The following is a 25145-nucleotide window of genomic DNA, read 5'->3' on the forward strand; positions in this document are numbered from 1 at the left end:
GCCCGACCAGGTAGATCGCGAGGTCGGTGGTCTGCTCGGAGAAGACCGCAGGACCGAACTGGCGGGCCGGGTTGACCGAGCCCCCGCTGAGCGGGCCGAGGGTGGCGATCACCACCCCCACGGACAGCCCGATGACGGGCGCCAGACCGCGGATGAACCGGGGGCGGGCGACGAAGAACGCGACGACGAGGGTCAGTGCCAGCATTCCCCCGACCTCCCCGAGGAGAACCGGCACGGGCTGCCAGGTCGGGGCGGGCCGGATCGCGGCGTGCGAGACCGACGGGAGCGCCACCGCCGGACCCCAGGCGAGGCGTGCCAGGCCCGTACCGGCGGCGGAACCGGCGAGCTGGGCCAGCACGTACGGCAGGACGTGCCGTCCGGGGAAGGCGCCCATCAGCCACAGGCCCACGGTGACGGCGGGGTTGGTGTGGCCGCCGCTGCGCCGTCCGGGAGGGCTGAGGATCAGGCCCGTGAGGATGGCCCCGCTGACGGCGCCGATCACGACGAGGGCGATGCGCAGGTCGGCGATGTAGAGGGACGATTGCGGGTCACGCAGCCATCGCACGACCGTCACCGCGAGGAACAGCAGGACGGTCGTGAGGACGAACTCGTCGGCCGCACGGGCCAGGGCCGGCCGGCGTGGCGGAGGGGAAGCGGTACCCACGTGGATCTCCTGGTCGGGGTGGTCGCCGGGCGGGGCACCCCTGACGTCTGCTGCCGGGGGAGGAGCCACGAGCGGGGGAAGCGGCCGGTGGGACGCGAGCGGGGGACGCGTCGGCCGCCGGGCCTGCCCGGCCGGGCGGGGACCCGGCCGGACGGGCGTGTCAGGCGTTCGGTGTGTAGTGGCCGGGGACCATGCGGGTCGAGACGCCGATGCGGTTGAAGGCGTTGATCGCCACGATCGCGGCGATGAGGTGGGCCAGTTCGGTCTCGTCGAACTGCGCGGCGGCTCTGGCGTACACCTCGTCCGGGACGAATCCGTCCGTCACGACGGTGATCGCCTCGGTGAGCTCGATGGCCGCGATCTCCCGTGCCGTGTAGAAGTGCCTCGCCTCCGTCCAGGCGCCGAGCTGGATCACGCGCTCCGCGGACTCGCCGGCGGCCATGGCGTCCTTGCTGTGCATGTCCAGGCAGAAGGCGCAGTGGTTGATCTGCGACGCGCGGACCTTCACCAGGTGCAGCAGGCCGGCGTCGACACCGCGGCCCGCGGCCGAGTCCAGTCGGACCAGCGCCTTGAAGGCCTCGGGGGCGAGCTTCGCCCAGTCCATGCGTGCCGCGTGCTCCGGAAGTCGGATGGTGTGCTCATGTGCTTCGTTCATCGTCATACCGGCAACGCTACGGATCGGGTGGTACTGGAGTATGGTCCAATTACATGAAGGATTCCCGGACCAATTCCGCCGTCGAACCGCCTGCGTCCGCGATCGGCGCCGACCTGCATCTGGAACTGCGCGGGACCAAGCTGCGCACCGGGCTCACCGACGCGCTGCGGGAAGCCGTGCGCACGGGGCGCCTCGCGCCCGGTACCCGGCTGCCGCCGTCCCGCTCGCTCGCCGCGGACCTGGGCGTCTCCCGCAACACCGTCGTCGAGGCGTACGCGGAGCTGGTCGCCGAGGGCTGGCTCACCGCCCAGCAGGGCTCCGGGACCCGGGTGGCCCCCAGGGCCGAGCCGCACAGCCCTCCGACCGGAGCGCCCCGCACCAGGCCCGTCCGGACCCGCCCCAGGTACGCCATGCAGCCGGGTTCGCCGGACCTCGCGAGGTTCCCCCGCACCCAGTGGCTCGCCGCGGCACGCCGCGCCCTGACCGCCGCGCCGAACGACGCCCTGGGCTACGGCGACCCCCGCGGCCGTCCGGAGCTGCGCGCCGCGCTCGCGGACTACCTGGCACGGGCCCGCGGGGTGTACGCCGAGCCGGAGCGGATCGTCGTCTGCTCCGGCTTCCACCACGGACTGGCACTGATGGCCCAGGTCCTCAGGGTCCGCAAGGCGCGAGCGGTCGCCGTCGAGGCGTACGGCCTGGACCTCTACCGCGACCTGCTGACCAACGCCGGCCTGCGGACCCCGCCCCTGTACGTCGATGAGCACGGCGCACGCACCGACGACCTGGCCCGCCTGCGGGGAGTGGGAGCGGTACTGATGACCCCGGCGCACCAGTACCCGACGGGAGTCGCCCTGTGCCCGGAGCGGCGCACCGCGGCCGTCGCCTGGGCGCGGGACACGGGCGGCCTGATCCTGGAGGACGACTACGACGGGGAGTTCCGGTACGACCGCCAGCCCGTGGGCGCCCTGCAGGGCCTCGACCCCCAGCGCGTGGTGTACTTCGGCTCGGCGAGCAAGTCACTCGCCCCGGGGGTACGGCTCGGCTGGATGGTGCTCCCGGACGAGCTGGTCCCCGAGGTCGTGGAGGCCAAGGGGTACGGCGACTACATGTCCAGCACCCTGGAGCAGCTCACGCTGGCCGAGTTCATCACCTCGGGCGCCTACGACCGGCATGTGCGGTCGATGCGACAGCGCTACCGGCGCCGACGTGACCAACTGGTCGCAGCCCTGGCGGAGCGGGCGCCCGGCGTCCGGGCGGCCGGCATGGAGGCGGGGCTTCAGGTCGTCCTCGAACTCCCCGCGGGGACGGAGAACTCGGTCGTCCAGGCGGCGGCCCGGGAGGGTCTCGCGGTGAGCGGGCTCCGGGAATTCGGCCACGAAGCGCAGGACTCCTGCTGGCAGCTGCCCGAGCGTGACGCCCTGGTGGTCAACTACGCGGCCCCCTCGGACAGCGCGTGGAAGGGCGCACTCGACACCCTGTGCGGCGTGCTGCCCCAGGTCCTCAGTTGAGGGGGCGCTCCGCGAGGGGGACCTGCCGGGCGGCCCCGAGGGAGGCCTCCAGCTCCGCGAACGCGGCGGCACCGGTGTCGGCGACGAGGAGCAGTTCCGCCAGGGGCACCGGCAGGAACCCCTCCTCGTCCATGCGCCGGAGCTGGAGGACCAACCCGTCGTAGAAGCCCGCCGTGTTCAGCAGCACGACGGGCTTGGCGTGCAGACCGTGCTTCCTCAGTTCCAGGACCTCGGTCGCCTCGTCCAGGGTTCCCAAGCCGCCGGCCATCACCACGACCGCGTCGGACGTGGCGAGCAGCTGGGCCTTCCGCGAGGCGAGGTCCTCGGCGAAGACCATCGCGTCGGCGTCCTGCCTGGCCCACTCCCGTAGGAAGCCGACCGAGACCCCGGCGAGCCGCCCGCCCGACTCCCGTACGGCGTCGGCGACGACCTTCATCAGCCCGGTGTCCGACCCGCCCCACACCAGGGTGTGGCCCCCTGCGCCGACGAGCTCCCCGAATGCGCGGGCCGGCCGCGTGTAGCGCTCATCGAGGTCGGCGGCGGAGAGGAAGACACAGATCTTCATGGGCGCGGGCGCTGCAGCGGTCATGGCCCGAACGTACGGGGGCCTGCACCCTCACACGCGGACCATTGCCCGCGCGGAACACCGGACCAATTCCGCGGCCCGCGACCCGTGGCGGCCCGCGACCCGTGGCGGGCCGCGACCTGTGGCGGCCCGCCGGCCCGCGTCAGGCCATCTGCGCCGCGAAGCCGGAGCGCCACGAGGGATGCCCGGGTCGCCACCCGCGCGACCGGGCCAGCCCGTTGGACGCACCCCGCGCCCAGTCCAGGCGACCGGGTACGGGCCCGGGGGCCGGAACGCCCAAGGCGCGGGCCAGCGCCGGCAGCCACTCGCGGGCCTGCGCGGGTTCGTCGTCGACGATGTTGACGGGACCCGAGGGCCAGGCGAGCGCGGCGACGGCGGCCCGGGCGGCGTCGGCGACGTGGAGGAACGACATCACCGAAAGGTCCGCCTCGGTGCTCCCGAGGAACCGGGCGGACGGATCCCCGGCCAGCGCCGCGGCGACGGGCCCTCCGGGTGCGTACCAGGTGCCCGGGCCGTACAGGATGCCGTACCGCAGCTGCACCGCCGTCTCCACTTCGGCGGCCTTCTCCTCCAGCGCCCGGACGCCCTCCACCATCCCCCCGCGCGGCGGTGCCGCCCCGACGTCCAGCGGTGTGCTCTCGTCGGCCGGCCCCTCCCCGGGCGCGTACGCCCAGGAGATCGACTGGGCGACGATCCTGGTCACGCCGGCGGACACCGCCGCGTCCACCAGGTTGCCCGTCCCCTCGCGCCGCAGCCGGTTGGTCGCCTCCCCGTCCGCGTCCGACAGGTCGGTGAGCTGATGGATCACCGCGTCCGGCGCGGCGCTCGCCAGGACCCGGTGCAGCGCCTCCCGGTCGAAGACGTCCGCCTGGACGGCTGTCGCCCCCTGCTGCCGAATGCGCTCGACACCCGCCGAGCCACGCGAGATTCCCGTGACGTGGTGGCCCTCGGCCAGCAGCAGCGGAACGAGCTGACGGCCGACAGCGCCGGTGGCACCGGCAACGAAGACATGCATGGTCCACTCTCCTGTGATCAGGCGGAACCGTCCCATCGGGGCGGACGGTCCCTGGTCGTACCTGCAACGCTAGGCGGTGAGTGGTACCGGAGCCGGATCCATTTCGCGGATGTGTCGGCGGACCAATTCGGCGGTGCCTCTTTGGGGCCTCCACGCGGTGCGAGAGCGGAGTCCCGGACCGGGCATTCTGAGAGGATCGCAGCATGACCGGCAACCCCCACCCCGCCACCGCATTCCACCGGGCATTCGCGGCACCGGTCCGGCTCGACCTCGCCGATCCCGGCACCCTGCGTCAGCTGTGGGACCTTCAGCGGATCTCCTACACCGTGGAAGCCCGTCTCATCGGGTTCGACGGCATCCCGCCCCTGCACGAGTCCCTTGACCGACTGCGCACGTGCGACGAGTCCTTCCTCGGGGTCCGCGACGGGTCGAGGCTCGTCGGAGCGGTCGCCTGGACCCGCTTGCCGAACGGTGCTCTGGACATCTGCCGCCTCGTGGTCCACCCCGACGCGCATCGCCTCGGCGTCGCAACGGCACTACTCGGCGCACTGGATTCGGTCGAGCCCGCGGAGCTGACCGTCGTCTCCACGGCGACCGCCAACCTGCCTGCGCTCGCGCTCTACCGTCGGCGCGGATTCACACCTGTCGGTGAGCGCCATGTCGCGCCCGGCGTCACGGTCACCCTGCTGGAACGCCAGCGTGCAGGTCATGCTCCCGATGAACGGGGTGCCAGGCTCGGTAGTCTGCAGACCCGGGCCCAACACCGGTCAGTGTGACGAGTGCTTCACCCTCGATGGCACCGCCCACGCCGGCCACGAGGACGGCAGCATGTTCCGTCGCTACATCATCTGGCGAAACCGCCATGCCGACGACCGGCGCCTGCGTGCCGTCGTCGACCAGTCAACGTCGCCTGACCATGCGAGAAGGCATAGAAGATGACCCCACAGACCGACGGTGTCGACCACGAACTGATCCGGGCGGCGGCGTACGTCGCGGCCACACGCTGCCGGGGCGACAACCACACCATGGCGGCTGCGGCCCGCGACCGGGACGGCCGGATCGTCACCGCGGTGAACGCCTATCACTTCACCGGAGGCCCCTGCGCGGAGCTGGTGCTCATCGGCGCTGCTGCCGCCCAGGGCGCTTACGACCTGGAGACCATCGTTGCCGTGGGTGACCGCGACCGAGGCGTCGTGCCCCCATGCGGCCGTTGCCGCCAGGTCCTTCTTGACTACTTCCCGGCGCTCAAGGTGATCGTCGGGACGAACGACGGTCTCCGGACGGTGCCCGTCACCGGCCTGCTTCCCGAAAGCTACGTCTGGGCGGACCACCAGCTCGACGCTGAGGAGAGCACACCGGTGTGGTGACCGGAGACGCCAACCGGGTTGGCGCGTAGGGCTCTTCGGGACGGAGAGCCGCCTTCTGGCATGAGCCTGTTCAGACCGGGACTTCGAAGACGAGCTCGATGCCGTCCACCTCGTCCCACTGCTCTCCAACCTCCACGAAGCCGAAGCCGGAAATCGTGGCCAGGGATGCGGTGTTCTCGGGACTGATCGTCACCCGCGCGGTCTTGACTCCGGATTCGGCGGCGGCGCGACGCAGCAACTCGGTCAACATCGTCCTGGCGTACCCCTGGCGACGGTGGCCGGGGGCCACCGAATAGCCGATCTCCACCATGCCCGTCCCGTCGGGCGGTCCGTGGAACCCGGCGTACCCCACGACGACGCCTTCGGGCTCGGCCACCACGGCTCGGGTGAGCCACCCCGCGCTGCCCGCGTCCGAGGCCAGCTGGTTGACCCGGTACCGCCAAACCCACTTCGCCTGGTCGGTGAGGAAGTAGTCCGTGAACTCGACCCCTGCTTCGGCACTGGCCCGGGCGAGGTCGTCGTCCAGCAAGGCGGTCATGGCCGTGCTCGTGAGATCGACGAATCTCACTGACCTCAGGACGCTCGGGGCCGGGGAAGGGCGGGCGGGTTCATCTGTCACAGCGCTGGATGATCGCGGAGCGCCCTGGAGCGTGTCCATCGGTTTTCGGAGTGGTCGACGCCCTGCCGGCTCAAGGCACTCACCCGAACCGAGTCCCCGGGGACCGAAACCGTCAGACATCGAGCGCCCAGCGGACGTACCGCTCCTTGGGCGCGAACCCGGCCTTCTCGTAGATCCCGAACGCCCCGCTGGGATTGGTCGAGTCCACGCTCAGGCTGGCCTTCCCGTAGCCCTGGTCGGCGGCGCTGCGCAGCGCGTGCCGGATCAGGCCGCCGGCGACGCCGCGCTTGCGGTAGTCGCGGAGCGTCCCGATGAGCATGAAGTGTGCCTCGCGCACGCCGGTGGCCACCGTGTCGGCCTCCCACGACATGGTCACCAGCATGCCCGCCGGGGCCCCGTTCGCGGCGTCCCGGAGCAGGAAGCTGACCTCGGGCCGGAAGGTGTGATTGGTGATCTTGTTCTTCCAGGCGTCCACGGGCACCGGCACGGTACCCCAGTGGTCCTTGAACGCCTTGTTCCGGATCATCCGGAACTCCTCGTCGTTCTGCTCCGACCACGGCTCGATCCGCAGCCCGTCGGGGATCGCCGCGTCCGGGATCGCGTCACCGAGGGGATGCTCCATGAAGTGGTAGTAGCGGGCGGGTGCGAAACCCTGGGAGCGGAAGAGCTCGGCCGCACCGGCGATGCGCTCGCAGTTCTGGACCTGGACCTCGAGCCTCAGTGTCGGCTGGTGCAGTGCGTGCAACGCCTTCGCGCCCGCTATCCCGGCCTTCAGCAGCACGGTGCCCACACCCTGGCGACGGTAGTGCGGGTGCACGCCGCCGTCGACCATGATCCGGTGCACGTCCTCGGCGGTCGGCTTGTAGGTGGCCTTCATGTAGCCGACCATCACGTCGCCGTCGAAGGCGGCGAGGCTCGCGCGCTCCAAGTCCGCGTAAGGATCCACCAGTTCCTGGAGGGTGTCCGCCTCCTCGTAGTTCTCGCCGATCTTGTCCTCGGCCTCCATGGCGTTGAGGAGGTCGGCCGACGTCTTCGCGTCGCCTGTGGTGAGCGGTCGCCACGTCAGGGTGGTGGATTCTGCGTTCATGGGGGCGACGGTACGGACTCCGGCCGGAGGCTGTCGCGTTGTTTTCCCGACGCCGGCGGGGGGTGGATGCGACGGGGGGCTCAAGGCCTCCGGCGGCCCTGGCTCAGCCCTCCGGTACACACCCGGGCTGCTGTTGAAGCCATGTTCTTGCCGCGGCTTCGGCCCGGCCGGGCCGGGTCGGTTGGTCCGGTGCCAGCGGGGAGTCGGGGTTGTAGCGGTGACCGGTGCGGTCGGCCTCGGCGACGCTGGTGATCACCAGTTGGGCGCCGTCGCTCAGCGGGAACGTGATGTTGCCCGAGGGCACTCCGGCGGTGGGGGAGCCGAAGGACCGGGTGTGCGGGCGTCCGCGGAAGGAGATCGCGGTGGCCTCCGCCGCGCTCGCCGTCCCGTCGTCGGTGACTACGGCCACGGGTGGGTCCGCGCGGTCCAGTCGGTACGGCGAGGTACCGAAGGTCTCCGTTCGGCCGCCCTCGGGCAACTCGTCGCGATACTGCCCGCCGCGGATGCCCCAGGAGGTGCGGACGTCGCCGTTCGGGCCGGAATTGACCCAGCCGCCCGTCACCGAACAGCGGTGCCAGGGCGGCGATCATGGGGTCCATGCTGCCGCCGTTGTTTCCGCGCAGGTCGACGATCCACCCGCACACGCCGGTGCGGTCCAGCCTGCGCACCGCGGCCCGACCGGCCTCGACGTACCGCCGGTCCGCCGTGGACGTTCCGAGAAACCTCTCGGGCAGGGTGAGCAGTCCCAGCCGGCGCGATACGACGCGGCCGGTTGGAACGGGTATCTCGGCGGGCGGGACCGCCTGTTTCGCGCTCACCGTCTCCGGAGGATCCAGCTTGCTGTGTTTGTTGAGGTACCGCGCCGCGTCGTCGATGGCACGATGGGTCTCGCCGGTGGTCTGCGCGCCCCGGGCGAGGGAATAGGTCCATTGCCGCAGATCGGCCCAGTCGGTGTGCTCGCGGGCGATGGAGTACTCCTCCAACAGGCCCAGCGCGTGATCGACATAGGCCCGGGCCTGCGGGGACATGCCGTTTGACGCGGCGTTGGGGGAAACCCGGCCTTCAGCCGCCCTCATGGGGACGGCATCGCCTGCGGTGAGCAGGGCGGCGCACAGGAGCAGATACCCGGCGGTCCGGACCCGGACCGTCGCCGTGCAGGCCATTGACGTCGTCCCCCCATCACAGCACCCCGCTTTCGGCGTGCGCGCCAGATGCTCTCACCGTCCCCGGACAGCGGCAAGCGATCAGCCGACGCCGCACCCGGCGTCACCCCCCGGGGCACGTCCCGCCCCGGTGACGGCCGGACGCCGGCTTGCCGCCGGACGCCCACCGCCGATCCGGCGGCGCGGCAGGATGGGCACCATGGTGGAGATCAGCTTCCTGACCGAGTCCGACCGCGCCTGCTGGGAAGTGCTGGCCCGCGGCAAGGACACGTACTTCGACGTCGAACGCCACGACGACAGTTACGAACGGACCTGGCGACGCCTGCTCGACGACGAGCGGATACGCGGGATCGCCGCCCGGCTGGACGGCAGGATGGTCGGCATCGCGCACTACCTGTTCCACGCCAGCGTCTGGTACGCAGGGAAGTGCTACCTGGCGGACCTGTTCGTGGACGCGGAGGTCCGGCGGCAGGGTGTCGCGACCGCGCTGATCGAATGGGTCGCACGCGACGCGGAGGAACACGGCGCCCCGGGCCTCTACTGGAACACCCTGGAAGACGCCCCGGCTCGCGCGCTGTACGACAAGGTGGGCAGGTTCCACGAGGGCTTCATCCTCTACACCTACCGGCGTGACACACATGCGTAGGCACTCGGCCGGTTCTTCCGGGGGTTCGGGGAACCGCCGCCAGCGCTCCGCCACGGTGCGAAGGCCCCGCCCACCCTCCGTCCCCGCCCTTGCTTCACCTATCGAGATTCGATAGGTTTCCATCGTAACTCGATGGAAGGGTGGGTCATGGGAAAGCTGACCGTGCGTGCGCTGCGCGCCGTGCTGGTGGTGGTGTTTGCCGGCACCGTGTTCGTGCAGGCGGGGATGGTGTGGGCGTTGGTGTCGGGCAACGACCCGGAGGACGGGTCGCTCCCGCTGACCCCGCTGCGCCTGATCACGATCCTGGGGATGCTGTCGGCCCAGGTCGCCCTGGTCTGCGTCTGGCGGCTTGTGGGGATGGTGCAACGCGGAACCGTGTTCTCCCACGCCGCCTTCCGGTACGTGGACGTCATGATCGGCGCGATCGTGGCGGCCGCCCTCGTGTGGTTCGCGGTCACGGCCATCAATGCGCCGGGCCAGCGGGAGGACCCGGGCGTCACCGTCATCATGGGCGGGGTCGGCGTGGCCATCCTGGGGGTCGCGCTGATGGTGCTCGTGCTGCGGATGCTGCTCGCCCAGGCCGTCGCGCGCGACGTCGAGGCGACGCAGATGCGGGCCGAGTTGGACGAGGTGATCTGATGCCGATCTCCGTCGACATCGACGTGATGCTGGCCAGGCGGAAGATGTCCGTGGGCGAGCTCGCGGACCGCGTGGGGATCACGCCCGCCAACCTCGCCGTGCTCAAGAACGGCCGGGCCAAGGCGGTGCGCTTCGCGACGCTCGCGGCGCTCTGCGAGGTGCTGGAGTGCCAGCCGGGCGACCTGCTGCGCTGGGAGGCCGAGGACGCCGCGGGCGCATGAAGTGCCCCGGGCCGGGCGTGAGAACGCCTGGCACCACCGGCCCGTGACGCGGCACGTGGAGCACGCGCGACCCGCGCACGTGACCTCCCGACGACGAACCCCCGTCCTTCCCAGCCGGAAGGGCGGGGGTTCGTCGTCGGGCGGGAACGACGAGCCGACGTACCCGCCGGGTTACGGCCATGTCGACGAGCCGCGCCACTGGGTCGACCACATGCGGACGTTGGTCCGGCTGCAGCAGGAGACCGGCGGATTCACCGAGTTCGTGCCGCTGCCCTTCGTGCACCAGAGCTCGCCCATCTACCTGGCCGGCATCGCCCGTCCGGGCCCGTCGCGCCGCGACAACCGTGCCGTCCACGCACTGGCACGGCTCCTCATGCACGGCCACATCGACAACATCGCCTGCTCCTGGGTGAAGCTCGATCCGGAGAGTTGCGTCGACATGCTGCGCGGCGGAGCCAGCGACCTCGGCGGCACGCTGATGGAGGAGACCATCAGCCGCATGGCCGCATCGACCAACGGGTCGATGCGGACGATCGCCGGTATCAAGGACCTGGCGACCGCGGTGGGCAGGACCACCCGGCAGCGCACCACCACCTACGACGACGTCACCGCCGAGCGCGCGCGGGCCGCGCTCGGGTTCGACACCGAGGTGCACCGCGCCCTGCCGCTGAGCGTCGGGTTCCTGCGATGAGACGGTCGGACTGGGTGATCGTCATCCCGCAGAAGGACCTGCGACTGGCCAAGAGCCGCCTCGAACTGGGCCCGCGGGACCGTCGGAGCGTCGCCCGCGCCCTGCTCCGCGACACCGTGACGGCCGCACGGGCGGCACCCGGGGTCGGCGAGGTCATCGTCGTACTCGACCGCCTCCAGGACTTCGACGCCGTCGACGACCTCGACGTGCGCCCCGACCTGACCGACGGCCCCGGCCTCAACGAGGCCCTCCGGCAGGGCGAGCAGACGGCCCGGGCGATCCACCCCCGATGCACCGTGGCCTCACTCCCCGCAGACCTTCCCTTCCTCGAACCGGCCGTCCTCGGGCGTGCCCTCGCATACGCCCGCACCCGCGACAGGGCGTTCGTCGCCGACGCGGAGTGCCGCGGCACCACCTTGCTCACGGCCGCCCCGGGGCAGGCCCTGCAACCGTCGTACGGCGCCAGATCGCGAGCGGCCCACCGCCGCTCCGGCGCCCACGAACTGACCGAACCCGACCTCGCGTCACTGCGGTTCGACGTCGACCACCTCGCCCATCTGCTGCTCGTCGCACCACTCGTCAACCACTCCGACTCCCACCTTTCCGACGCGCTCGGCCGGCTCGACCCGGCCACGTACGGGCGCACGCCGATCGCGGGCTCGCGACGGTCGAGACGTTCCTGCGCGAAGGCGCGCGGGTCGTCATCGCCGACCGCGACGCCGACGTCGCCCGCAGTGCCGCGGAACGCCTCGACGCGGGCGACCGGGTCGTGACGGCGGCGTGCGACGTCACCGCCGCGGCGGACGTCCGGAGCGCCGTGGACCTGTGCGTCTCGACGTTCGGCAGGCTGATGTGATGGTCAACAACGCGGGCATCACCCGTGACGCGACCATGCGGACGATGACCGAGGAGCAGTTCGAGCAGGTCGTCGCCGTACACCTCAAGGGCTGCTGGAACGGCACCCGACTGGCCGCCGCCGTCATGCGCGAACAGCGCTCCGGCGCGATCGTGAACCTCTCCTCCATCTCCGGCAAGGTCGGGTTCGTCGGCCAGACCAACTACTCGGCGGCCAAGGCCGGCATCGTCGGGCTCACCAAGGCCGCGGCCAAGGAGACGGCCCACCACGGCGTGCGGGTGAACGCCATCGCCCCGGGTCTGATCCGCTCGCCGATGACCGAGGCGATGCCGGCCCACATCTGGGACGCGAAACTCGCCGAGATCCCGATGCGACGCGCCGGCGAGGCGCCGGAGGTGGCCTCGGTGGCGCTCTTCCTCGCGTCGGACCTCGCGTCGTACCTCACGGGGACGGTCATCGAGGTGACCGGCGGTCGCCACATGTGACCAGCCGCTGATCAAGTGATGTCGGGATCCACGGCCGCCCGCGCTTGGCCGGGGAGGGCAGGGACGACGACCGAGGTGCAGCAATACACCGATGCAGAACGCCCCGCGATGGGGCAAAGTGGAACGGAGGGCCGAATGACCGGGACTGCGCCTCCGCAGGAAGGGGCCTCGCGTCTCCGGATCGGAATGTGCTTCGGAAGGACATCCGCTGTACCGATAATTATCACGCCAGTGGTTCGTTGTCGCGTGAGGAGCACCAGGTGGAAATCAGGAATACCGACACGGCGGTCGTGTTCATTGACCCACAGAACGACGTGCTGAGCGAGAGCGGAGCGAACTGGGACGCGGTGGGGGCGAGCGTGACGGAGAACAGAACCGTCGAGAACATGGAGAGAATCTTCGAGGCGGCCAAGGCGGGCGGATATGAGGTCTTCATCTCGCCCCATTACTTCTACCCGACCGACAACGGATGGCGAATGAACGGGCCGCTCGAGACGAGCGAGCTGGAGACCCACACGTTCGCACGGGCGGGACAGCTCGATCTGACCGGGTTCCGAAACTCCGGGGCAGACTGGCTGGACCGCTTCAAGCCCTATATCGAAGACGGCAGAACGGTGGTCGCCAGCCCGCACAAGGTATTCGGTCCGGAATCCAACGACTTGGTGCTGCAACTGCGCAAGCGGGGAATGCAAAGGATTGTTCTCGGCGGGATGCTGGCGAACATGTGCGTCGAGTCCCACATGCGTCACCTCATCGAGGAGGGATTCGAGGTAGCCGTGGTCAGGGATGCGACAGCCGGACCCCGGCACCCGGAATGGGGCGACGGCTATCAGGCGGCGATCATCAACTACCGCTTCTTCGCCCATGCCTTGCTGTCGACTGACGAAGTACTCGACGGAATGCGCTGAGGAGCTCGCAGCGGGGGAATGGCGCTCGCGTCCGCCCGATACAGAGCTTGCGGACCATGGACGAGCGGACCCGGGTCGGTGCGAGAGGGGATTCTGTGGAGCTCCAACACGTCGTGGAGCTTGCCGGTCGAGCCGTTGACGCCGCGGGCGTAGCCGTCATCGTCGTGGGGACGCTCTTGGCGACCGTCCTCGCGGCCGTGCGGCTCGGTCGCCGACAGGCAGGCGTGTACCGCGACTACCGCCGTCGCGTCGGGCGGTCGATCCTGCTGGGGCTGGAGTTCCTCGTAGCCGGCGACATCATCCGCACGGTCGCCGTCGCACCGACGTACGCAAGCGTCGGAGTGCTGGCCGTGATCGTGGGGATCCGGACCTTCCTCAGCTTTTCTCTCGAGCTCGAGATCACCGGGCGGTGGCCATGGCAAAAGGCAGTGGCCGAAGCCGACGAGACCCCGCGTGGCGCCGGCGGCCGGCGCAGCGACGCTTCCGGGCCGCCGACTACCTGACCGACGGCACGGCAACGCCGGTACTGTCCGGTCGTTGCACAGAGCGTTCTGCAGGGCTGGCATGCCGATCGCGCCCACAGGTCACAAGGCACTTCCGAACCAGGCCCCAGCCGCCGCGGGTCGTCTTCGATCAGACGGTCGAGTCGGGCATGATCTCCCGGACCTCCTGCGCACAGCGGCATGCGGCAGCGATCTTGGCAGCCCACTCCAGCGCGTCCTCACGTGAGGGCACATCGATGATCGAGAACCCGCCGAGCACCGCCTTGGTCTCCGGGTACGGGCCATCGGTGACGGACCCGTCGGTGGCCACGACGCTCGCCTGCTGCCTTTCCAGTCCACCGCCGAAGACCCACACACCGGCGTCCTGAGCTTTGCGCACCACCTCGTGCGAGGCCTCGGCCACCTCGGGCAACTCCTCCTCGGGGAAGGTCATCGCGCCGTCATCGAACGAGATCAGGTACCGCGTCATCCATGGCTCCCTTGGCCGTTGGCCTCCTTCGGCCGCCCCTCACCCTACGACGAACGCCTGCCTTCAGAACCGACACTTCCCCATGCCGGCCGCTCCACGGTTTCGTGGGAGCACCACTGATCGAGGGCGGCTGCTGTGGGCCGCGCCCCGCGACTTCGTACCGGACGTCATGGCCGAGCTCGTCGGGCCCCTCGATGATCCCCGCCCCCATGACCCGGACGGGACCGGCGAATGCGAGGCGGCCGATCGCCCCCTGCTCCGCCCCGTGGGTCGCTGCTGTACGGCAATTGCTGGGACCGTGCTCATCCATGGAGCGGCAAGGTCGCTTCGTCGTCGCTCATCGCGGTGCAGGCGGTGAGGGTTGACGCGACGACATCGACCTCCGCAGGCCCTGTGATTCCGAGCCGCACCAGCTCGGGGGATCGGGCAGAACGGTCGACGGGACCGTTGGCATCGGCGGGCCATGGGTGAGGCCTCCGGTTCAGGAGCCTTCGGTGTCCAGCCGCTCCGCGGACTGGAGCAGGTACGCGGGCAGTTTTGAACTGGCCGCCAGCACCTCGATGCCGATGAGGCGGCCCTGCTCGTCGAAGTCGAGGTTGATCATGCCGTCAACGTCCACCGGATTGCAGGGATACACGCGCGCGGACTTCACGCGGGCCTGCGGTTCGGTGAGGTACACGTACGCTGCGTTCGCGGTTTTGTCGTAGGTCACTCTGACGTCTGCCACGGTGAGCGGGCTCCCTTGCTGTCGTTCGCTGGCGGCGCTGGCCCAGCCGAGGCCCCAGGCCGCACCGTCCTCAGGCTGACGGGGCGAGGTGCAAGGCCAGAACGGCCTTGATGATGTCGGCGATGCGGGTGGTGCTGCAACGGAGTTTGCCGCTTCGGTCGGCGCTTCGATGATGCCGCGGGTGCCGGACGCGTCGGCGATGACCTGGACGTTCATGCCGTGCCCCTTGTGCGCGGTCCGACATATTAAGTTCAGCGAATGCGATGCATGCTCACTGCTGCCCTGTTCCGGCACGGTGCGCGGTCCTGAAGCGGCGCTGATACGCGGCGGGGCTTATCGCCATTCTCCTCACGAAAACCCTCCGCATGCTCTCGTAACTCGGGAATCCGGCGAGGGACGCCACCTGGGTCGCGGTGTGCCCTTGGTCGAGCAGGGCTTTCGCCATGTCGAACCGGACCGACTCCACGTACCGGGCCGGCGTGGTGGAAAGTTCGTCGCGGAAGAGCCGGGTGAGGTGCCGGGGGCTCAAATTGAGGTGCCTGGCGAGCTCGCCGACCGAGTAGTTGCCCGCGGGATCGGCCGTCACCAGGTCGGTGATCCTGCGGATGGCCGGGGAGCGGGGCGGTGGTCCCTGCAGCGGGGCGGAGAACTGCGACTGGCCGCCCGAACGCTGCAGATACACCACCAGGGAACGGGCGACGTCGCGGGTCAGATCAGGGCCGTAGTCCTCCTCGACGAGTGCCAGCGCGAGGTCGATGCCGGCGGTCACGCCCGCCGAGGTGTACGTGGTGCCGTCACGGACGTAGATCGCGTCGGGCTCGACGCGGCTGGCCCGATGCCGTGCCGCGAGTTGGTCCGTGACCTTCCAGTGCGTGGTCGCGCGCTTGCCGTCCAGGAGACCGGCGGCGCCGAGGACGAATGCCCCGGTGCAGATCGACGCGACCCGGTCGGCCTTGACGGCCAGCGTCTGCGCCGCTTCGAGCAGGTCACGGGCGACGGCGTTGCGCGGGTACAGGTCCGAGCCGGCCACCAGGAACGTACGGGGGGCGAGCTCCGTGGCGGCGCCGGAGACGGCGATCCGGACCCCGATGGACGAGGCGACGTCGTCCCCGGTCGGTGAGACCAGCACGACCTGGTAGTCGGCCCCGAACCGGTTCGCTTCCGCGAACACCTCCGCGGGGCCGGCGACGTCCAGCAGCGTGACCCCGTCGTAGACGAGGATCACGACCTGATGCGCAGCAGGGTTCACACCGCCATTCTCCGCCCGTCCGGATTCGGGTGACTCGTGGCGGGACTGCGGTGGCGCCGAGCGCCCGGTGGTCGGCAGTGTGGAAGTCGGAGGCACCGTTCCTTCATAACACACCGAAATAAGAAAGCGCAGAGGTCATGACCGAGATCATCGCCGGTGTAGAGATTCCCGAAACAGCCGCGGTCGCCGAAGCCACCCGACTCATTCAGGAGACGACCAGCCCCCTCATCTACCATCACTCCCGGCGCGTTTTCGTCTTCGGCGCCATTCATGCCCGCAGGCTCGGCCTCGACCCCGACCCGGAGCTGCTCTATCTGGCCTCCATGTTCCACGACACCGGCCTCATGACACCCTTTTCCGACGTGGAGCAGCGGTTCGAGGTCGACGGAGCCGACCACGCGCGCAAGTTCATGCTGGAGCGCGGTTTCCCGGCCACGGCCGCCGACGTCGTCTGGACGGCCATCGCGCTGCACACGACACCGGGAATTCCCGACCGGATGGGCCCGGAGATCGCCATCACGAATCTCGGCGTCCTGACCGACGTGCTCGGCCTGGGCCTGGACGAGCTGGATCGTGCCCAGGTGGAAGAGGTGATCGCCCTCCATCCGCGGGGCGACTTCAAGAACGAGTTCCTGCAGGCCTTCGTCGACGGACTCCAGCACCGCCCGGAGACCACGAACGGGACCGTGAACGCGGACGTGCTGGAGCACTTCATCCCCGGGTTCCGTCGTACGACCACGGTCGAGCGCATCATGGGCGCGCCCTGGCCGAGCTGATCGGACAGCCGTAGTGGACGACGTGATGAAACACGTGAACCGGCGTCGCGCCGGCGTTCGTCTCGGACGAGGCGCCGCCTTCACCGTGCTCGTCTCCGCGAACGTGGTGATGATGGCCACGGCGAGCGCACCCTCACCGATCTACCCCTTGTACCGGGCGCGTTGGGGATTGTCGGTCACGATGCTGACGGTGGTCTTCGCGGTGTACGTCGTGGGTCTGCTCGGTGCCCTGCTCACGGTCGGATCGCTGAGCGACCACGTGGGTCGCCGCCCGGTGCTGGCCGCCTCCCTCCTCGTGGCGGCGGCCAGCACGGCGATCTTCTGGACGGCCGAGGGAGTCGTGTCCCTCCTGGTCGCGCGGGTGGTGCAGGGCATCGCCACCGGGGCGGCCACGGGCGGTCTCGGCGCCGGTCTGGTCGAGCTCTCGCCCGATGGGCGTCCGCATCTGGGGCCGACGATGACGGCGGTGGGCACGAGTTTCGGCATGGCCGCCGGCGCAGGGACCGTGGGGTTGCTGGTCCTGTTCACCCCGCGTCCCGACGCGTACGTCTTTGCCGTCCTCACCTGCACGTTCGTGGTTCTGGCCGCGGTCGTCCTCGCGATGCCCGAGACGCGCGCCCCACGCGCCGGTGGACTGGCGTTGCTGCGCCCCAGGGTCCGGGTCCCCCGGGATGCCCGGCCGGCGTTTCTCGCGTCCGTCCCCGCCCTCGTCGCGGGGTGGTCCGTCACGGGGCTGTTCCTCGCGCTCACCCCATCGCTGGTGAGAGACGTCCTGCACGTGCGGTCCGGCGCCGCGGGCGGACTCGGCATCGCAGTGCTGTTCCTGGCCAACAGCGTGGGCGGCGTGTGGTCCGTGCGGCACACGGCTCGACTCGCCACCCTGCTGGGAGCGGCGCTCCTGGCCGTGGGCGCGGCCGGACTGGCGGTCGCCATGGCTCTCGCGTCACCGCTCGTCTCTGCGGGCGGAGCGGTCGTCGCGGGGCTGGGGGTCGGCCTGACCTTCAACGGCAGCCTCCGCGTGATCAGTGAGGTCACGAGCGCGAAGTCGCGGTCGGAGGTCTTCTCCGCCGTCTACGCGATCAGCTACGCGGCGCTGAGCCTCCCCGCCCTCGCGGCGGGGTTCGCGGCTCCCGTCTGGGGACTGGAGACCACGGGCTACCTGTACGTCGGGTTCGTCGGGGTGCTCTCCATGGGTGCCGCCCTCCACGCCGGCCGGTCACGTGCTCACGGGCCTCTCGGGGGCAGGATGCGCGCGGACTCGCCGACCGAGGGTCGGAGCCGACCTCATAGCGAAGGGATCGCTCACCGAGCGCTTGTTGATGGCAGAGGGAATTCATGACAAAGCGCAGAACGATTCTCTGCGATGGTGCGGATATCTTGGTGTGGTCATGGATTCTCGTGCGCGCCGAACAGTGAATGGTCTTTCCGCGTCGGCGAAATTCTGATGGGTAAATTTGCTTAAGAGAGGACTTGTCATGCAAGCCGTCACCGCTCGGGACCGGAACGCCGGAGCCGATGGGCTCTCGCTCACCGACATGCCCCACCCGCACGCCGCCGAGAACGACGTCATCGTACGGGTGCACGCCGCGGGCTTCACGCCGGGGGAGCTCGAGTGGCCGGGAACCTGGTCCGACCGGGCCGGCCGTGACCGGACGCCGAGCGTACCCGGGCACGAACTGTCGGGCGTCGTGACCGAACTGGGCTACGGAACCACGGGCCTGACCGTGGGCCAGCGGGTGTTCGGACTGGCCGACTGGACCCGGAACGGCTCACTGGCCGAGTACGTCGCGGTGGAGGCCCGCAATCTCGCTCCGCTCCCGGCGGACGTCGACCACACGGTGGCCGCCGCGCTGCCGATCTCCGGGCTGACCGCATGGCAGGGCCTCTTCGACCACGGGCACCTCACCACGGGCCGGACCGTCTTGATCCACGGTGCCACGGGCGGGGTCGGGTCGATCGCCGTGCAGCTGGCACGCGAGGCGGGCGCCAGGGTGATCGGCACCGGCCGGGCCGCGGGCAGGAGCACCGCGCTCGATCTCGGCGCGGACGCGTTCGTGGACCTGCAGAACGACCGGCTCGAAGACGTCGGCAAGGTCGACCTGGTACTCGATGTGTTCGGCGGTGACATCCTCGAACGCTCGACGGCGCTGGTCCGCGCCGGCGGCACGCTCGTCACCATCGCGGAGCCACCAACCGTCCAGCCCGACGACGGGCGGGCCGTCTTCTTCGTCGTCGAGGCAGACCGGGCACGTCTCGCGGACCTCGTCCAGCGGGTCCGGGACGGCCGGCTCAAGCCGATCGTCGGGGATGTGCTGCCCCTGTCCGAGGCACCCGCAGCCTTCACCCACAAGGGGCGCCGTACCCCCGGCAAGTCGATCATCCGGGTCACGGAAGGCTGAGTGCGGGCGCACGCCCCGCAAGGGCAGGCCGGGCGCGCCGCGTGGGGGAACAGCGCCCGGCCGGCCGTGACGCCTGGCACCCCTGGGCGTCCCGCTGCGCCCTACGAAGCAGACGAAGGACCGTCGGCGACGGCGTGTCCCCGGTCGTCCGGGTCGATGAAGGCGAGTGCCCGCCTGATGTGGGGGAGAAGGTCGCCCGGATACTCGTGCCCGAGTCCCGGCAGCACCTCCACATCGCAGGGGACTCCCTGCGAGGTGAGAAAACCGGCGAGTGCGGACAGCTTCTCGTACCGCACGCCGCCGTCGTCGTCCGCGCCCACCAAGAAGAAGCCGCGCAACGGAAGGCCGCTCCGGTGCCGCCTCTCGATGAACGGCATCCAGGACGCAGGGTGGGCAGTACGCGGCCCGGCCATCCCCAGCAGGACGAAGCCACGCGCCGGGACACTCCCTTCGAGCGCCGTGCGCAAGGCGGTCTCGGCGCCCATGGAGAAGCCCGCGACGACCAGGTGATCCGGGTCCAACCGGCGATCCGCCGTCAGCGCCGCGTACTGTTCGCGGACGTCCCGCAGGGCCACGGCCTCGTCGTCCCAGACAGCGCGATTGCGTGCGATCCACTGCGAGGACTGGAAGGCCACGAGCAGTCGGCCTTCGCCCACCACCCCTCGCCAGCCGCTCATCGATTCGTGGGCGTTCCCGCCGTTGCCATGCAGGGCGACGACAGCGCGGTACGGCTCCGCCCCGGCCTCGTGGCCCATGGCGAGGGAGCGCGACGGGCCGGAGGCGGCTCGCTGGCGAGCCGTGCTTTCACGCGCAGCCTCCTCGAAGTGGGCCGTGCCCTGCAAGAACTCCCAGGACGGCGACTGACGCAGTAGCACTTCGCCGTACCAGTGGCCCCGCGCCAGGGCCTCTCGCAAGAGCGCCACGGCGAGCTCGGCATCACCCATCCGTGCGGCCGCGCACGACCGCAGGTAGTAGACGTCCGATTCGTTCTCGGTGAACTGCGGCCCCTCGTCGGTGACGAGGCGGTACGCGTCCGCGTACCGCTGCTCGTCCGACAACTCCCTGACGCGTTCCCGCAGCCTTGGGAATCCGGGTGACGCCATCACATCCCTCTTCCGTCCACCCGCCGTTCGCGATGAGGATCACCAGGACAATCGTATGGTCAAACGCCTGCCCCCGTACGGCCGTCGCGGGTCGCGTACATGGCGCCACGACACGGGCAAAAGCCCGCGGAGCGGCGACGTTCAGCAGTGTGGAGTAGAACGCGATGGACCCCTCGAGGTCGGCGACGCTACTTCGCCTTCGCCCACCTGGGCTTCCGGTTCGACGACCGGCCGCCCCTCCACCCTCGCTTCACGGCAGCCTTCGGACGGGTGATGGGTCACCGCATCCGCGTGCTCACGGGAAAGATCTGAGCCGGACGCGCCGACGCGGGGCGACATCGCCAGGCCCCGCCCCCGATGCGCGGCACCGACGAGCTGCCCCCGAAGTGGCCGCCCGCACAAAGAACTTGACGCAGCAACAACTCCCCATATGCTTGTCGCTGCAAGTAATTCACGACGTGGGCCGCCCTGTAGCGAGCCCACGCGATGACCGTTGACAAGGAACGTTTCATGCAAAGCCTCATGAAGGGCCTGCTCGGGGCCACTGCCGGACTCGCACTGACCGTCGGCGTCCTCGGTGCCGCCGCCGGCTCCGCCGCCGCCGCACCGGCCGCCGGAGAAGGCAACTGGAGCCTGTGCAGGGATCCCGGCTTCGCGAACTGCACCAACGGCGCGAGCCGGGGCTACAAGGACGTACCCCGCCTGGCCAAGATCACCACCATCAGCATCGACCTCAACGACAACATCCAGTCGCTGCGGACGGGCACGCAGGCCATGGAGACCTGGAACGACTACAACTTCCAGGGCACCTACGGCTACTGGGCCCCCAACTCGAAGTGGAGCAACCTGAGCTACCCGTACAGCGACGCCATCAGCTCGATCTCCCACCCCGGAATCTGACCTGAAGCGATGTCGACCGACCCCATGAAGCGCGAACGTCCCACCGTGCGACCGTCCGGCTCCCCGTCACGAAAGGGCGACTCGGACGGTCAAGGGCCGCCGCCCCGCAGGCACGACCTGCCGCCGGCGGCCGGCACCCCGGCAAGGGGAACGCGCGGGCCGGCCGCGAGGACGCTCCTCGCAGCCGGCCTGGCAGTCCTCGCGCTCGCCGGATGCGGCTCCCCGCACACGGGAAAGCAGCCCGACGCTTCCGCGCCCACCCAGGGGTCGGCTCGGCAGATGCTGAACATCCTGAGGACCGTGCTGCCCGAGGGCACCCTCTCGGAGCAGCACGGTCAGGAACCGGACGGCAAGACCGGCCGGCCGCCCTCCGCCCAGGTGGTCTTCACCAGGGGCGGACGGGCGGCACGGCTGACGGTCACCGTGAACCGGTACTCGCTTCCGGTACCCGAGCAGTTCTCGACGTGCCCCGACTCGGCCTACCACCCGTACAGCCACTGCACGCAGGCCCGGCTGTCCGACGGAGCCCTGCTCGCGCAGGACCGGTCCCCGGCGGACGAGAAGCGACCATCGGGGGCGGCAGTGCTGACCACGCTGCTCACCCACAAGGACGGCACCCAGGTGTTCGTCTCACAGGCCCCTGGTGCCACCGGGAGCCCGACGACCGGGGAGTCCCCGCCTCCCCTGACGGCGAAGGACCTCGCGGCCATCGCCGGTTCCCCCGCCTGGAAGCCCGTCCTGTCCGCCACGCCCGTCCCATGGACCGCTCCACCCGGAACGTCGCTCGTCCCCAGGATGACCGGCCGTCAGATCACCGACACCATTGCCGACCTGCTGCCCCCGGCGCTGCGCATCGCACAGCAGGACGGGTCCCTCGGCTTCGGCCACCTCACAGCCGACGACGGCCGGGGCAAGAGCCTCATCGCCGTCAACGTCCAGCAGTGGAAGCCCGGGAGCCCCGCCCTCGGCGAGCTGTTCCGCTCCGCCCGCACGCTCCCGGACGGCACTCGCGTCGGCATCCACACGGTTCCGTCGTCACACGGTGGAGCAGGCGCCGTCGAATGGACCGTCGACACGCTGCGCACCGACGGCCTGCGCGTGGTGATCACCGCGGTCAACCCGCCCGCCTACCAACTGCCCGCGTCCCGGGCCGAACCCGTCCTGACCACGCGGCAACTCCAGCGCATCGCCCTCGCCTCCGCCTGGCGCCGGGCCGCGACGGGCTGAGGTCGTAGCGACCGGTGGGCCGTGTGCCGATCGAGGCCCGCCGTTCATCGGGGATGTGGGCCTGGCTCTCAGGTGCCGCCCGAAAGTGTCGCGGGCTGCGCCGCGTAGCAGCTGTCGTAGGCCTGCTCCGCGGCGCGGCCGGCTCCCGGGTGGCGGGTCGGCCTCCCGGCCATCGCGGCCTACTTCGCGGCCCGCAGGGTCTTCTCTGTAGCGTTCACCCTTCATCCATTGCAATGCCCTGAGGGTAAGGCGTTGCATTGCGTCCACAACCATTGCAATGAATTCTCCCCAATGACCTGCGATGATGCGCTAGTTGTGCAACAAGTCTGTTGCCGCATCAGCGAACGCAACGTAGCGTTTCCGTTGTCAGAAACACCGGGACGCATCGGCGCCCGATGGAGACGAAGGAGAGCACGATGCACAAGTTCGACACCCCCGCCCCGATCCTGGCCGTCCTCGACGTCCCCGCCGGTCGCATCCGGTTCATCGCCGCCGACCGGGCCGACGCCACCGTCGAGGTCCTGCCCGCGGACGCCTCGAAGAGCCGCGACGTGAAGGCGGCGGAGCAGGCCGAGGTCGCCTACCGCGACGGCGTGCTGCGGATCGAGCTCCCGGCGGCGAAGAACCGGGTCCTCGGCGCATCCGGCTCCGTCGACGTGACGGTCCAACTGCCCACCGGCTCCCGCATCGAGGCGAAGGCGGCCGCTGCCGAACTCCGCGGCGTGGGACGGCTCGGCGACGTCGTCTTCGAGGGCCAGCAGGCCACGGTCAAGCTCGACGAGGCCGAGAGCGCCCGCATCTCCGTCCTCGCCGGCGACATCGCCGTCGGACGCCTGGGCGGCCCCGCCGAGATCAGCACCCAGAAGGGCGACCTCCTCATCGCCGAAGCCGTACGCGGCACCGTCACACTGCGGACCGAGCACGGCGGGATCTCGGTGGGCGCCGCACGCGGAGCCTCCGCCTCCCTGGACGCCGGCACCGCCTACGGCCGGATCCACAACGCCCTCAAGAACACCGACGGTGACGCCGCCGACCTGGACATCCAGGCGACCACCTCGTACGGCGACATCACCGCCCGCAGCCTGTAGTCACTTCCAACCAGGACGCGAAGCAACCGCCATGGCGACGCGGGCCGTCTCCCGCAACGTGCCACACCCCAGGGCGGCGTACACCGACAGCTGTCGGAGTACGCCGCCCCGTTCGTGTGCAAGGAGCCCGATCGACCAACGTAGTGATCTTCGCCCAGCGGAAGCCGCGCGGAGTCCCTCGAAGGCCGGGCACATCATGCATCTCGCCGACCATCCCGCACGTCGCCGACTCGACGTCGCCTGGCTCCTCGGTCACGGTGCAGCCCGGCTCCGTGAGTCGGGCGCGTCGGTCGGGCTGCAGCGCCGCATACGGTTGCTCGGACTCACGGGCGAGGACCGTTGGACGGCGCCCCGACGAAGCTCACCGTCTCCGTGATGTCCGCACGGCCCGTGCGCAGTCGAGGCACGCCCACCCTCTCGAAGCCCACCGCGACGCCGCAGAACAGCACGAGGCCGTCGCCCGCCCCGACGGCCTGGCTGACGGTCCTGCGGTACATGGTCCACATCACCTGGGGGCAACTGTGCAGGCCTTCCGCCCTCAGCAACAGCATGACCGTCTGCAGGTACATCCCCGCGTCGGCCCACTGTCCGAGCCCCATCGTCCGGTCGAGGTAGCAGAACAGGACGACCGGCGCCCCGAACGCCTCCGAGTTCAAGGCCGCGATCTTCCTGGGCCTGTCGGGGTCGTCGCGCTCGATCCCCAGTGCTTCGTACCGCTGGGCGGCCGCGGCGGAGAAGCGGTCCAGATAGGGAAAGGTCAGTTCGGCCGGGTACATGGGGTACTCCCGATCGTCACCCGGGTCTCCCGCCAGTGCCCTGGCCGTCGCGCGCCGCTTCAGCTCGGCCAAGGGCTCGCCGGTCACGACATACACATGCCAGGGCTGGAGGTTGCCGCTCGACGGAGCCCGCGTCGCCGCGGCCAGCACTCTCTCCAGCGTCTCCTTGGACACCGGCGCGTCGCTGAACGCCCGCACCGCCCGGCGACTGTCCACGGCTTCGTACACGTCCACGTCTTCCCGCCCCCTCACTCCACGACGACCACCTCTTCTACCGCCTTCAACGCGTACGAGTTGCCGCGGGTGCGGAAAGGGCTGCTCCGGCTCCGTGATCCGGAACGGACAGGGCCGGCGCTACGGGTGAGCGCCGGCCCTGCGACGGTCGTCGCGGGTGGTCACCCGCGGCGCTCGATCGTGTGGCCCAGCACGTCGATGACCGACTCCTTGCGGGCGTCGATGGAGGACGGCTCGATGCTGCTACTGCGTATGTCGATCTTGCCGTCGGGAGATGCCTTGTCGATGACCTCGGGCAGTTCGGCGGCGAGGGCGTCGGGCTTCACGCCGGCCTGCTTGCTGGCCTCGGCCACCTTGTCGGCGCCGAACGCGTCCTCGATCTGCCTCGTCGTGACCGGTTCGTTGGGACCGTTGCCGAGCCATGAGTCGACGACGCCCTTCAGGCCGCTGTCGCTCAGGAGCTTCGTCGCACCCTCGAGCAGTGCCTGCAGCTCGTCCATCATGCCGCCGCCGCTGCTCTTCGTGGGGTCAGCCATGGGTTACTCCCGTGGTTGTGGTCTGTGCGGGCGACACGCGGCGATTTC

Annotated in this window: 27 protein-coding genes and 4 pseudogenes; 17 read left to right on the forward strand and 14 right to left on the reverse strand. The window is 70.2% G+C overall.

Annotated elements, in window-relative coordinates:
- Nucleotides 1-25 precede the first annotated feature (25 nt).
- Together ACFYYN_RS18825 and ACFYYN_RS18830 are read right to left on the reverse strand one after the other, a co-directional pair.
- A pseudogene (locus ACFYYN_RS18825) lies at nucleotides 26-733 on the reverse strand (MIP/aquaporin family protein); the annotation flags it as partial.
- A 91-nt stretch (nucleotides 734-824) separates the two neighbouring features.
- Nucleotides 825-1325, reverse strand: coding sequence for a carboxymuconolactone decarboxylase family protein (locus ACFYYN_RS18830; RefSeq protein ID WP_500546707.1), 501 nt, complete (start codon nucleotides 1323-1325; stop codon nucleotides 825-827).
- Nucleotides 1326-1372: 47 nt separating this feature from the next.
- On the opposite strand from ACFYYN_RS18830, the gene pdxR reads away from it, so the two are divergent.
- Nucleotides 1373-2827, forward strand: coding sequence for a MocR-like pyridoxine biosynthesis transcription factor PdxR (gene pdxR, locus ACFYYN_RS18835; RefSeq protein WP_500546708.1), 1455 nt, complete (start codon nucleotides 1373-1375; stop codon nucleotides 2825-2827).
- Here the strand turns inward: pdxR and ACFYYN_RS18840 are convergent.
- Together ACFYYN_RS18840 and ACFYYN_RS18845 are read right to left on the reverse strand one after the other, a co-directional pair.
- A complete protein-coding gene (locus tag ACFYYN_RS18840; protein ID WP_500546781.1) occupies nucleotides 2820-3392 on the reverse strand; it encodes an LOG family protein in 573 nt (190 codons plus the stop codon). The two genes, pdxR and ACFYYN_RS18840, sit on opposite strands and share 8 nt — an antisense overlap.
- Before the next feature lie 163 nt (nucleotides 3393-3555).
- On the reverse strand, nucleotides 3556-4428 hold the full coding sequence (locus ACFYYN_RS18845; protein WP_500546709.1) for an NAD-dependent epimerase/dehydratase family protein: 873 nt from the start codon (nucleotides 4426-4428) through the stop codon (nucleotides 3556-3558).
- Between the two features lie 203 nt (nucleotides 4429-4631).
- Here ACFYYN_RS18845 and ACFYYN_RS18850 point away from each other — a divergent pair, with 203 nt between their 5' ends.
- The gene (locus tag ACFYYN_RS18850) at nucleotides 4632-5204 is read left to right on the forward strand and encodes a GNAT family N-acetyltransferase (protein WP_500546710.1); all 573 of its coding nucleotides are present in this window, start codon (nucleotides 4632-4634) and stop codon (nucleotides 5202-5204) included.
- A 159-nt stretch (nucleotides 5205-5363) separates the two neighbouring features.
- On the forward strand, nucleotides 5364-5795 hold the full coding sequence (locus tag ACFYYN_RS18855) for a cytidine/deoxycytidylate deaminase family protein (protein ID WP_500546711.1): 432 nt from the start codon (nucleotides 5364-5366) through the stop codon (nucleotides 5793-5795).
- 70 nt (nucleotides 5796-5865) lie between these two features.
- Here the strand turns inward: ACFYYN_RS18855 and ACFYYN_RS18860 are convergent, their stop codons facing one another.
- The 4 genes and pseudogenes from ACFYYN_RS18860 to ACFYYN_RS18875 form a co-directional block, all read right to left on the reverse strand.
- A complete protein-coding gene (locus tag ACFYYN_RS18860) occupies nucleotides 5866-6333 on the reverse strand; it encodes a GNAT family N-acetyltransferase (RefSeq protein WP_500546712.1) in 468 nt (155 codons plus the stop codon).
- A gap of 193 nt (nucleotides 6334-6526) precedes the next feature.
- The gene (locus ACFYYN_RS18865; RefSeq protein ID WP_500546713.1) at nucleotides 6527-7501 is read right to left on the reverse strand and encodes a GNAT family N-acetyltransferase; all 975 of its coding nucleotides are present in this window, start codon (nucleotides 7499-7501) and stop codon (nucleotides 6527-6529) included.
- Nucleotides 7502-7604: 103 nt separating this feature from the next.
- Nucleotides 7605-8063, reverse strand: coding sequence for a S41 family peptidase (locus tag ACFYYN_RS18870; RefSeq protein WP_500546714.1), 459 nt, complete (start codon nucleotides 8061-8063; stop codon nucleotides 7605-7607).
- 22 nt (nucleotides 8064-8085) lie between these two features.
- Nucleotides 8086-8664, reverse strand: a pseudogene (locus tag ACFYYN_RS18875) (hypothetical protein); the annotation flags it as partial.
- A gap of 199 nt (nucleotides 8665-8863) precedes the next feature.
- On the opposite strand from ACFYYN_RS18875, the gene ACFYYN_RS18880 reads away from it, so the two are divergent.
- The 8 genes and pseudogenes from ACFYYN_RS18880 to ACFYYN_RS18915 all read left to right on the forward strand — a co-directional run bounded on the left by ACFYYN_RS18880 (nucleotide 8864) and on the right by ACFYYN_RS18915 (nucleotide 13613).
- The gene (locus ACFYYN_RS18880) at nucleotides 8864-9310 is read left to right on the forward strand and encodes a GNAT family N-acetyltransferase (RefSeq protein ID WP_500325993.1); all 447 of its coding nucleotides are present in this window, start codon (nucleotides 8864-8866) and stop codon (nucleotides 9308-9310) included.
- Nucleotides 9311-9457: 147 nt separating this feature from the next.
- Complete coding sequence (locus ACFYYN_RS18885; RefSeq protein WP_500325991.1) at nucleotides 9458-9949, forward strand: DUF2975 domain-containing protein; 492 nt, start codon at nucleotides 9458-9460, stop codon at nucleotides 9947-9949.
- Nucleotides 9949-10170 carry a helix-turn-helix domain-containing protein gene (locus tag ACFYYN_RS18890; protein ID WP_499509914.1) on the forward strand — a complete coding sequence of 74 codons (222 nt, stop codon included), beginning with the start codon at nucleotides 9949-9951 and terminating at the stop codon, nucleotides 10168-10170. Before ACFYYN_RS18885 ends, ACFYYN_RS18890 begins: the two co-directional genes overlap by 1 nt.
- Before the next feature lie 172 nt (nucleotides 10171-10342).
- Nucleotides 10343-10861, forward strand: a pseudogene (gene fbiC / locus ACFYYN_RS18895) (7,8-didemethyl-8-hydroxy-5-deazariboflavin synthase); the annotation flags it as partial.
- Nucleotides 10858-11634, forward strand: a complete 777-nt coding sequence (cofC, locus tag ACFYYN_RS18900; protein WP_500546715.1) for a 2-phospho-L-lactate guanylyltransferase — start codon at nucleotides 10858-10860, stop codon at nucleotides 11632-11634. The pseudogene fbiC and the gene cofC, both read left to right, overlap by 4 nt.
- Nucleotides 11565-12202, forward strand: a pseudogene (gene fabG / locus ACFYYN_RS18905) (3-oxoacyl-ACP reductase FabG). The gene cofC and the pseudogene fabG overlap by 70 nt, the downstream one beginning before the upstream one ends.
- 260 nt (nucleotides 12203-12462) lie before the next feature.
- Nucleotides 12463-13110 (forward strand): cysteine hydrolase family protein, encoded by a 648-nt coding sequence (locus ACFYYN_RS18910; protein ID WP_500325985.1) that lies wholly within the window; start codon nucleotides 12463-12465, stop codon nucleotides 13108-13110.
- Between the two features lie 56 nt (nucleotides 13111-13166).
- Nucleotides 13167-13613, forward strand: coding sequence for a DUF1622 domain-containing protein (locus ACFYYN_RS18915; RefSeq protein ID WP_500546716.1), 447 nt, complete (start codon nucleotides 13167-13169; stop codon nucleotides 13611-13613).
- A gap of 130 nt (nucleotides 13614-13743) precedes the next feature.
- Here ACFYYN_RS18915 and ACFYYN_RS18920 read toward each other — a convergent pair whose 3' ends face one another.
- The 3 genes from ACFYYN_RS18920 to ACFYYN_RS18930 all read right to left on the reverse strand — a co-directional run bounded on the left by ACFYYN_RS18920 (nucleotide 13744) and on the right by ACFYYN_RS18930 (nucleotide 16058).
- Nucleotides 13744-14082: a YciI family protein gene (locus ACFYYN_RS18920; RefSeq protein WP_500325979.1), complete on the reverse strand. Its 339-nt coding sequence runs from the start codon at nucleotides 14080-14082 to the stop codon at nucleotides 13744-13746.
- Between the two features lie 481 nt (nucleotides 14083-14563).
- A complete protein-coding gene (locus ACFYYN_RS18925) occupies nucleotides 14564-14809 on the reverse strand; it encodes a DUF2283 domain-containing protein (protein ID WP_500546717.1) in 246 nt (81 codons plus the stop codon).
- Nucleotides 14810-15080: 271 nt separating this feature from the next.
- Complete coding sequence (locus tag ACFYYN_RS18930) at nucleotides 15081-16058, reverse strand: GlxA family transcriptional regulator (RefSeq protein ID WP_500546718.1); 978 nt, start codon at nucleotides 16056-16058, stop codon at nucleotides 15081-15083.
- A gap of 137 nt (nucleotides 16059-16195) precedes the next feature.
- On the opposite strand from ACFYYN_RS18930, the gene ACFYYN_RS18935 reads away from it, so the two are divergent.
- From ACFYYN_RS18935 to ACFYYN_RS18945, 3 genes are all read left to right on the forward strand, one after another.
- Complete coding sequence (locus tag ACFYYN_RS18935) at nucleotides 16196-16834, forward strand: HD domain-containing protein (RefSeq protein ID WP_500546719.1); 639 nt, start codon at nucleotides 16196-16198, stop codon at nucleotides 16832-16834.
- A gap of 25 nt (nucleotides 16835-16859) precedes the next feature.
- Nucleotides 16860-18173, forward strand: coding sequence for an MFS transporter (locus ACFYYN_RS18940; protein WP_500546720.1), 1314 nt, complete (start codon nucleotides 16860-16862; stop codon nucleotides 18171-18173).
- Nucleotides 18174-18309: 136 nt separating this feature from the next.
- Entirely contained in the window at nucleotides 18310-19233 is a 924-nt protein-coding gene (locus tag ACFYYN_RS18945) for an NADP-dependent oxidoreductase (protein WP_500546721.1), read from the forward strand.
- Between the two features lie 101 nt (nucleotides 19234-19334).
- Here the strand turns inward: ACFYYN_RS18945 and ACFYYN_RS18950 are convergent, their stop codons facing one another.
- Complete coding sequence (locus ACFYYN_RS18950; protein ID WP_500546722.1) at nucleotides 19335-20291, reverse strand: alpha/beta hydrolase; 957 nt, start codon at nucleotides 20289-20291, stop codon at nucleotides 19335-19337.
- A gap of 555 nt (nucleotides 20292-20846) precedes the next feature.
- Here ACFYYN_RS18950 and ACFYYN_RS18955 point away from each other — a divergent pair.
- The 3 genes from ACFYYN_RS18955 (at nucleotide 20847) to ACFYYN_RS18965 (ending at nucleotide 23551) form a co-directional block, all read left to right on the forward strand.
- Nucleotides 20847-21236 (forward strand): hypothetical protein, encoded by a 390-nt coding sequence (locus ACFYYN_RS18955; RefSeq protein WP_500546723.1) that lies wholly within the window; start codon nucleotides 20847-20849, stop codon nucleotides 21234-21236.
- A gap of 279 nt (nucleotides 21237-21515) precedes the next feature.
- Nucleotides 21516-22463: a hypothetical protein gene (locus tag ACFYYN_RS18960; RefSeq protein ID WP_500546724.1), complete on the forward strand. Its 948-nt coding sequence runs from the start codon at nucleotides 21516-21518 to the stop codon at nucleotides 22461-22463.
- 416 nt (nucleotides 22464-22879) lie between these two features.
- Nucleotides 22880-23551 carry a DUF4097 family beta strand repeat-containing protein gene (locus ACFYYN_RS18965; protein WP_500546725.1) on the forward strand — a complete coding sequence of 224 codons (672 nt, stop codon included), beginning with the start codon at nucleotides 22880-22882 and terminating at the stop codon, nucleotides 23549-23551.
- Between the two features lie 323 nt (nucleotides 23552-23874).
- Here the strand turns inward: ACFYYN_RS18965 and ACFYYN_RS18970 are convergent, their stop codons facing one another.
- Nucleotides 23875-24561 (reverse strand): nitroreductase, encoded by a 687-nt coding sequence (locus tag ACFYYN_RS18970; RefSeq protein WP_500546726.1) that lies wholly within the window; start codon nucleotides 24559-24561, stop codon nucleotides 23875-23877.
- A gap of 161 nt (nucleotides 24562-24722) precedes the next feature.
- Nucleotides 24723-25097, reverse strand: a complete 375-nt coding sequence (locus ACFYYN_RS18975) for a YidB family protein (protein ID WP_499509873.1) — start codon at nucleotides 25095-25097, stop codon at nucleotides 24723-24725.
- Nucleotides 25098-25145 lie beyond the last annotated feature (48 nt).

It is taken from the genome of Streptomyces sp. NPDC001902 (genome assembly GCF_042891295.1).
GTDB lineage: Bacteria > Actinomycetota > Actinomycetes > Streptomycetales > Streptomycetaceae > Actinacidiphila.

Coding starts and splice junctions, on each gene's coding strand:
- ACFYYN_RS18830 (WP_500546707.1), bottom strand. CDS start 1,325: ATGACGATGAACGAAGCACATGAGCACACCATCCGACTTCCGGAGCAC.
- pdxR (WP_500546708.1), top strand. CDS start 1,373: ATGAAGGATTCCCGGACCAATTCCGCCGTCGAACCGCCTGCGTCCGCG.
- ACFYYN_RS18840 (WP_500546781.1), bottom strand. CDS start 3,392: ATGAAGATCTGTGTCTTCCTCTCCGCCGCCGACCTCGATGAGCGCTAC.
- ACFYYN_RS18845 (WP_500546709.1), bottom strand. CDS start 4,428: ATGCATGTCTTCGTTGCCGGTGCCACCGGCGCTGTCGGCCGTCAGCTC.
- ACFYYN_RS18850 (WP_500546710.1), top strand. CDS start 4,632: ATGACCGGCAACCCCCACCCCGCCACCGCATTCCACCGGGCATTCGCG.
- ACFYYN_RS18855 (WP_500546711.1), top strand. CDS start 5,364: ATGACCCCACAGACCGACGGTGTCGACCACGAACTGATCCGGGCGGCG.
- ACFYYN_RS18860 (WP_500546712.1), bottom strand. CDS start 6,333: ATGACCGCCTTGCTGGACGACGACCTCGCCCGGGCCAGTGCCGAAGCA.
- ACFYYN_RS18865 (WP_500546713.1), bottom strand. CDS start 7,501: ATGAACGCAGAATCCACCACCCTGACGTGGCGACCGCTCACCACAGGC.
- ACFYYN_RS18880 (WP_500325993.1), top strand. CDS start 8,864: ATGGTGGAGATCAGCTTCCTGACCGAGTCCGACCGCGCCTGCTGGGAA.
- ACFYYN_RS18885 (WP_500325991.1), top strand. CDS start 9,458: ATGGGAAAGCTGACCGTGCGTGCGCTGCGCGCCGTGCTGGTGGTGGTG.
- ACFYYN_RS18890 (WP_499509914.1), top strand. CDS start 9,949: ATGCCGATCTCCGTCGACATCGACGTGATGCTGGCCAGGCGGAAGATG.
- cofC (WP_500546715.1), top strand. CDS start 10,858: ATGAGACGGTCGGACTGGGTGATCGTCATCCCGCAGAAGGACCTGCGA.
- ACFYYN_RS18915 (WP_500546716.1), top strand. CDS start 13,167: ATGGACGAGCGGACCCGGGTCGGTGCGAGAGGGGATTCTGTGGAGCTC.
- ACFYYN_RS18920 (WP_500325979.1), bottom strand. CDS start 14,082: ATGACGCGGTACCTGATCTCGTTCGATGACGGCGCGATGACCTTCCCC.
- ACFYYN_RS18935 (WP_500546719.1), top strand. CDS start 16,196: ATGACCGAGATCATCGCCGGTGTAGAGATTCCCGAAACAGCCGCGGTC.
- ACFYYN_RS18940 (WP_500546720.1), top strand. CDS start 16,860: ATGAAACACGTGAACCGGCGTCGCGCCGGCGTTCGTCTCGGACGAGGC.
- ACFYYN_RS18945 (WP_500546721.1), top strand. CDS start 18,310: ATGCAAGCCGTCACCGCTCGGGACCGGAACGCCGGAGCCGATGGGCTC.
- ACFYYN_RS18955 (WP_500546723.1), top strand. CDS start 20,847: ATGCAAAGCCTCATGAAGGGCCTGCTCGGGGCCACTGCCGGACTCGCA.
- ACFYYN_RS18960 (WP_500546724.1), top strand. CDS start 21,516: ATGCTGAACATCCTGAGGACCGTGCTGCCCGAGGGCACCCTCTCGGAG.
- ACFYYN_RS18965 (WP_500546725.1), top strand. CDS start 22,880: ATGCACAAGTTCGACACCCCCGCCCCGATCCTGGCCGTCCTCGACGTC.
- ACFYYN_RS18975 (WP_499509873.1), bottom strand. CDS start 25,097: ATGGCTGACCCCACGAAGAGCAGCGGCGGCGGCATGATGGACGAGCTG.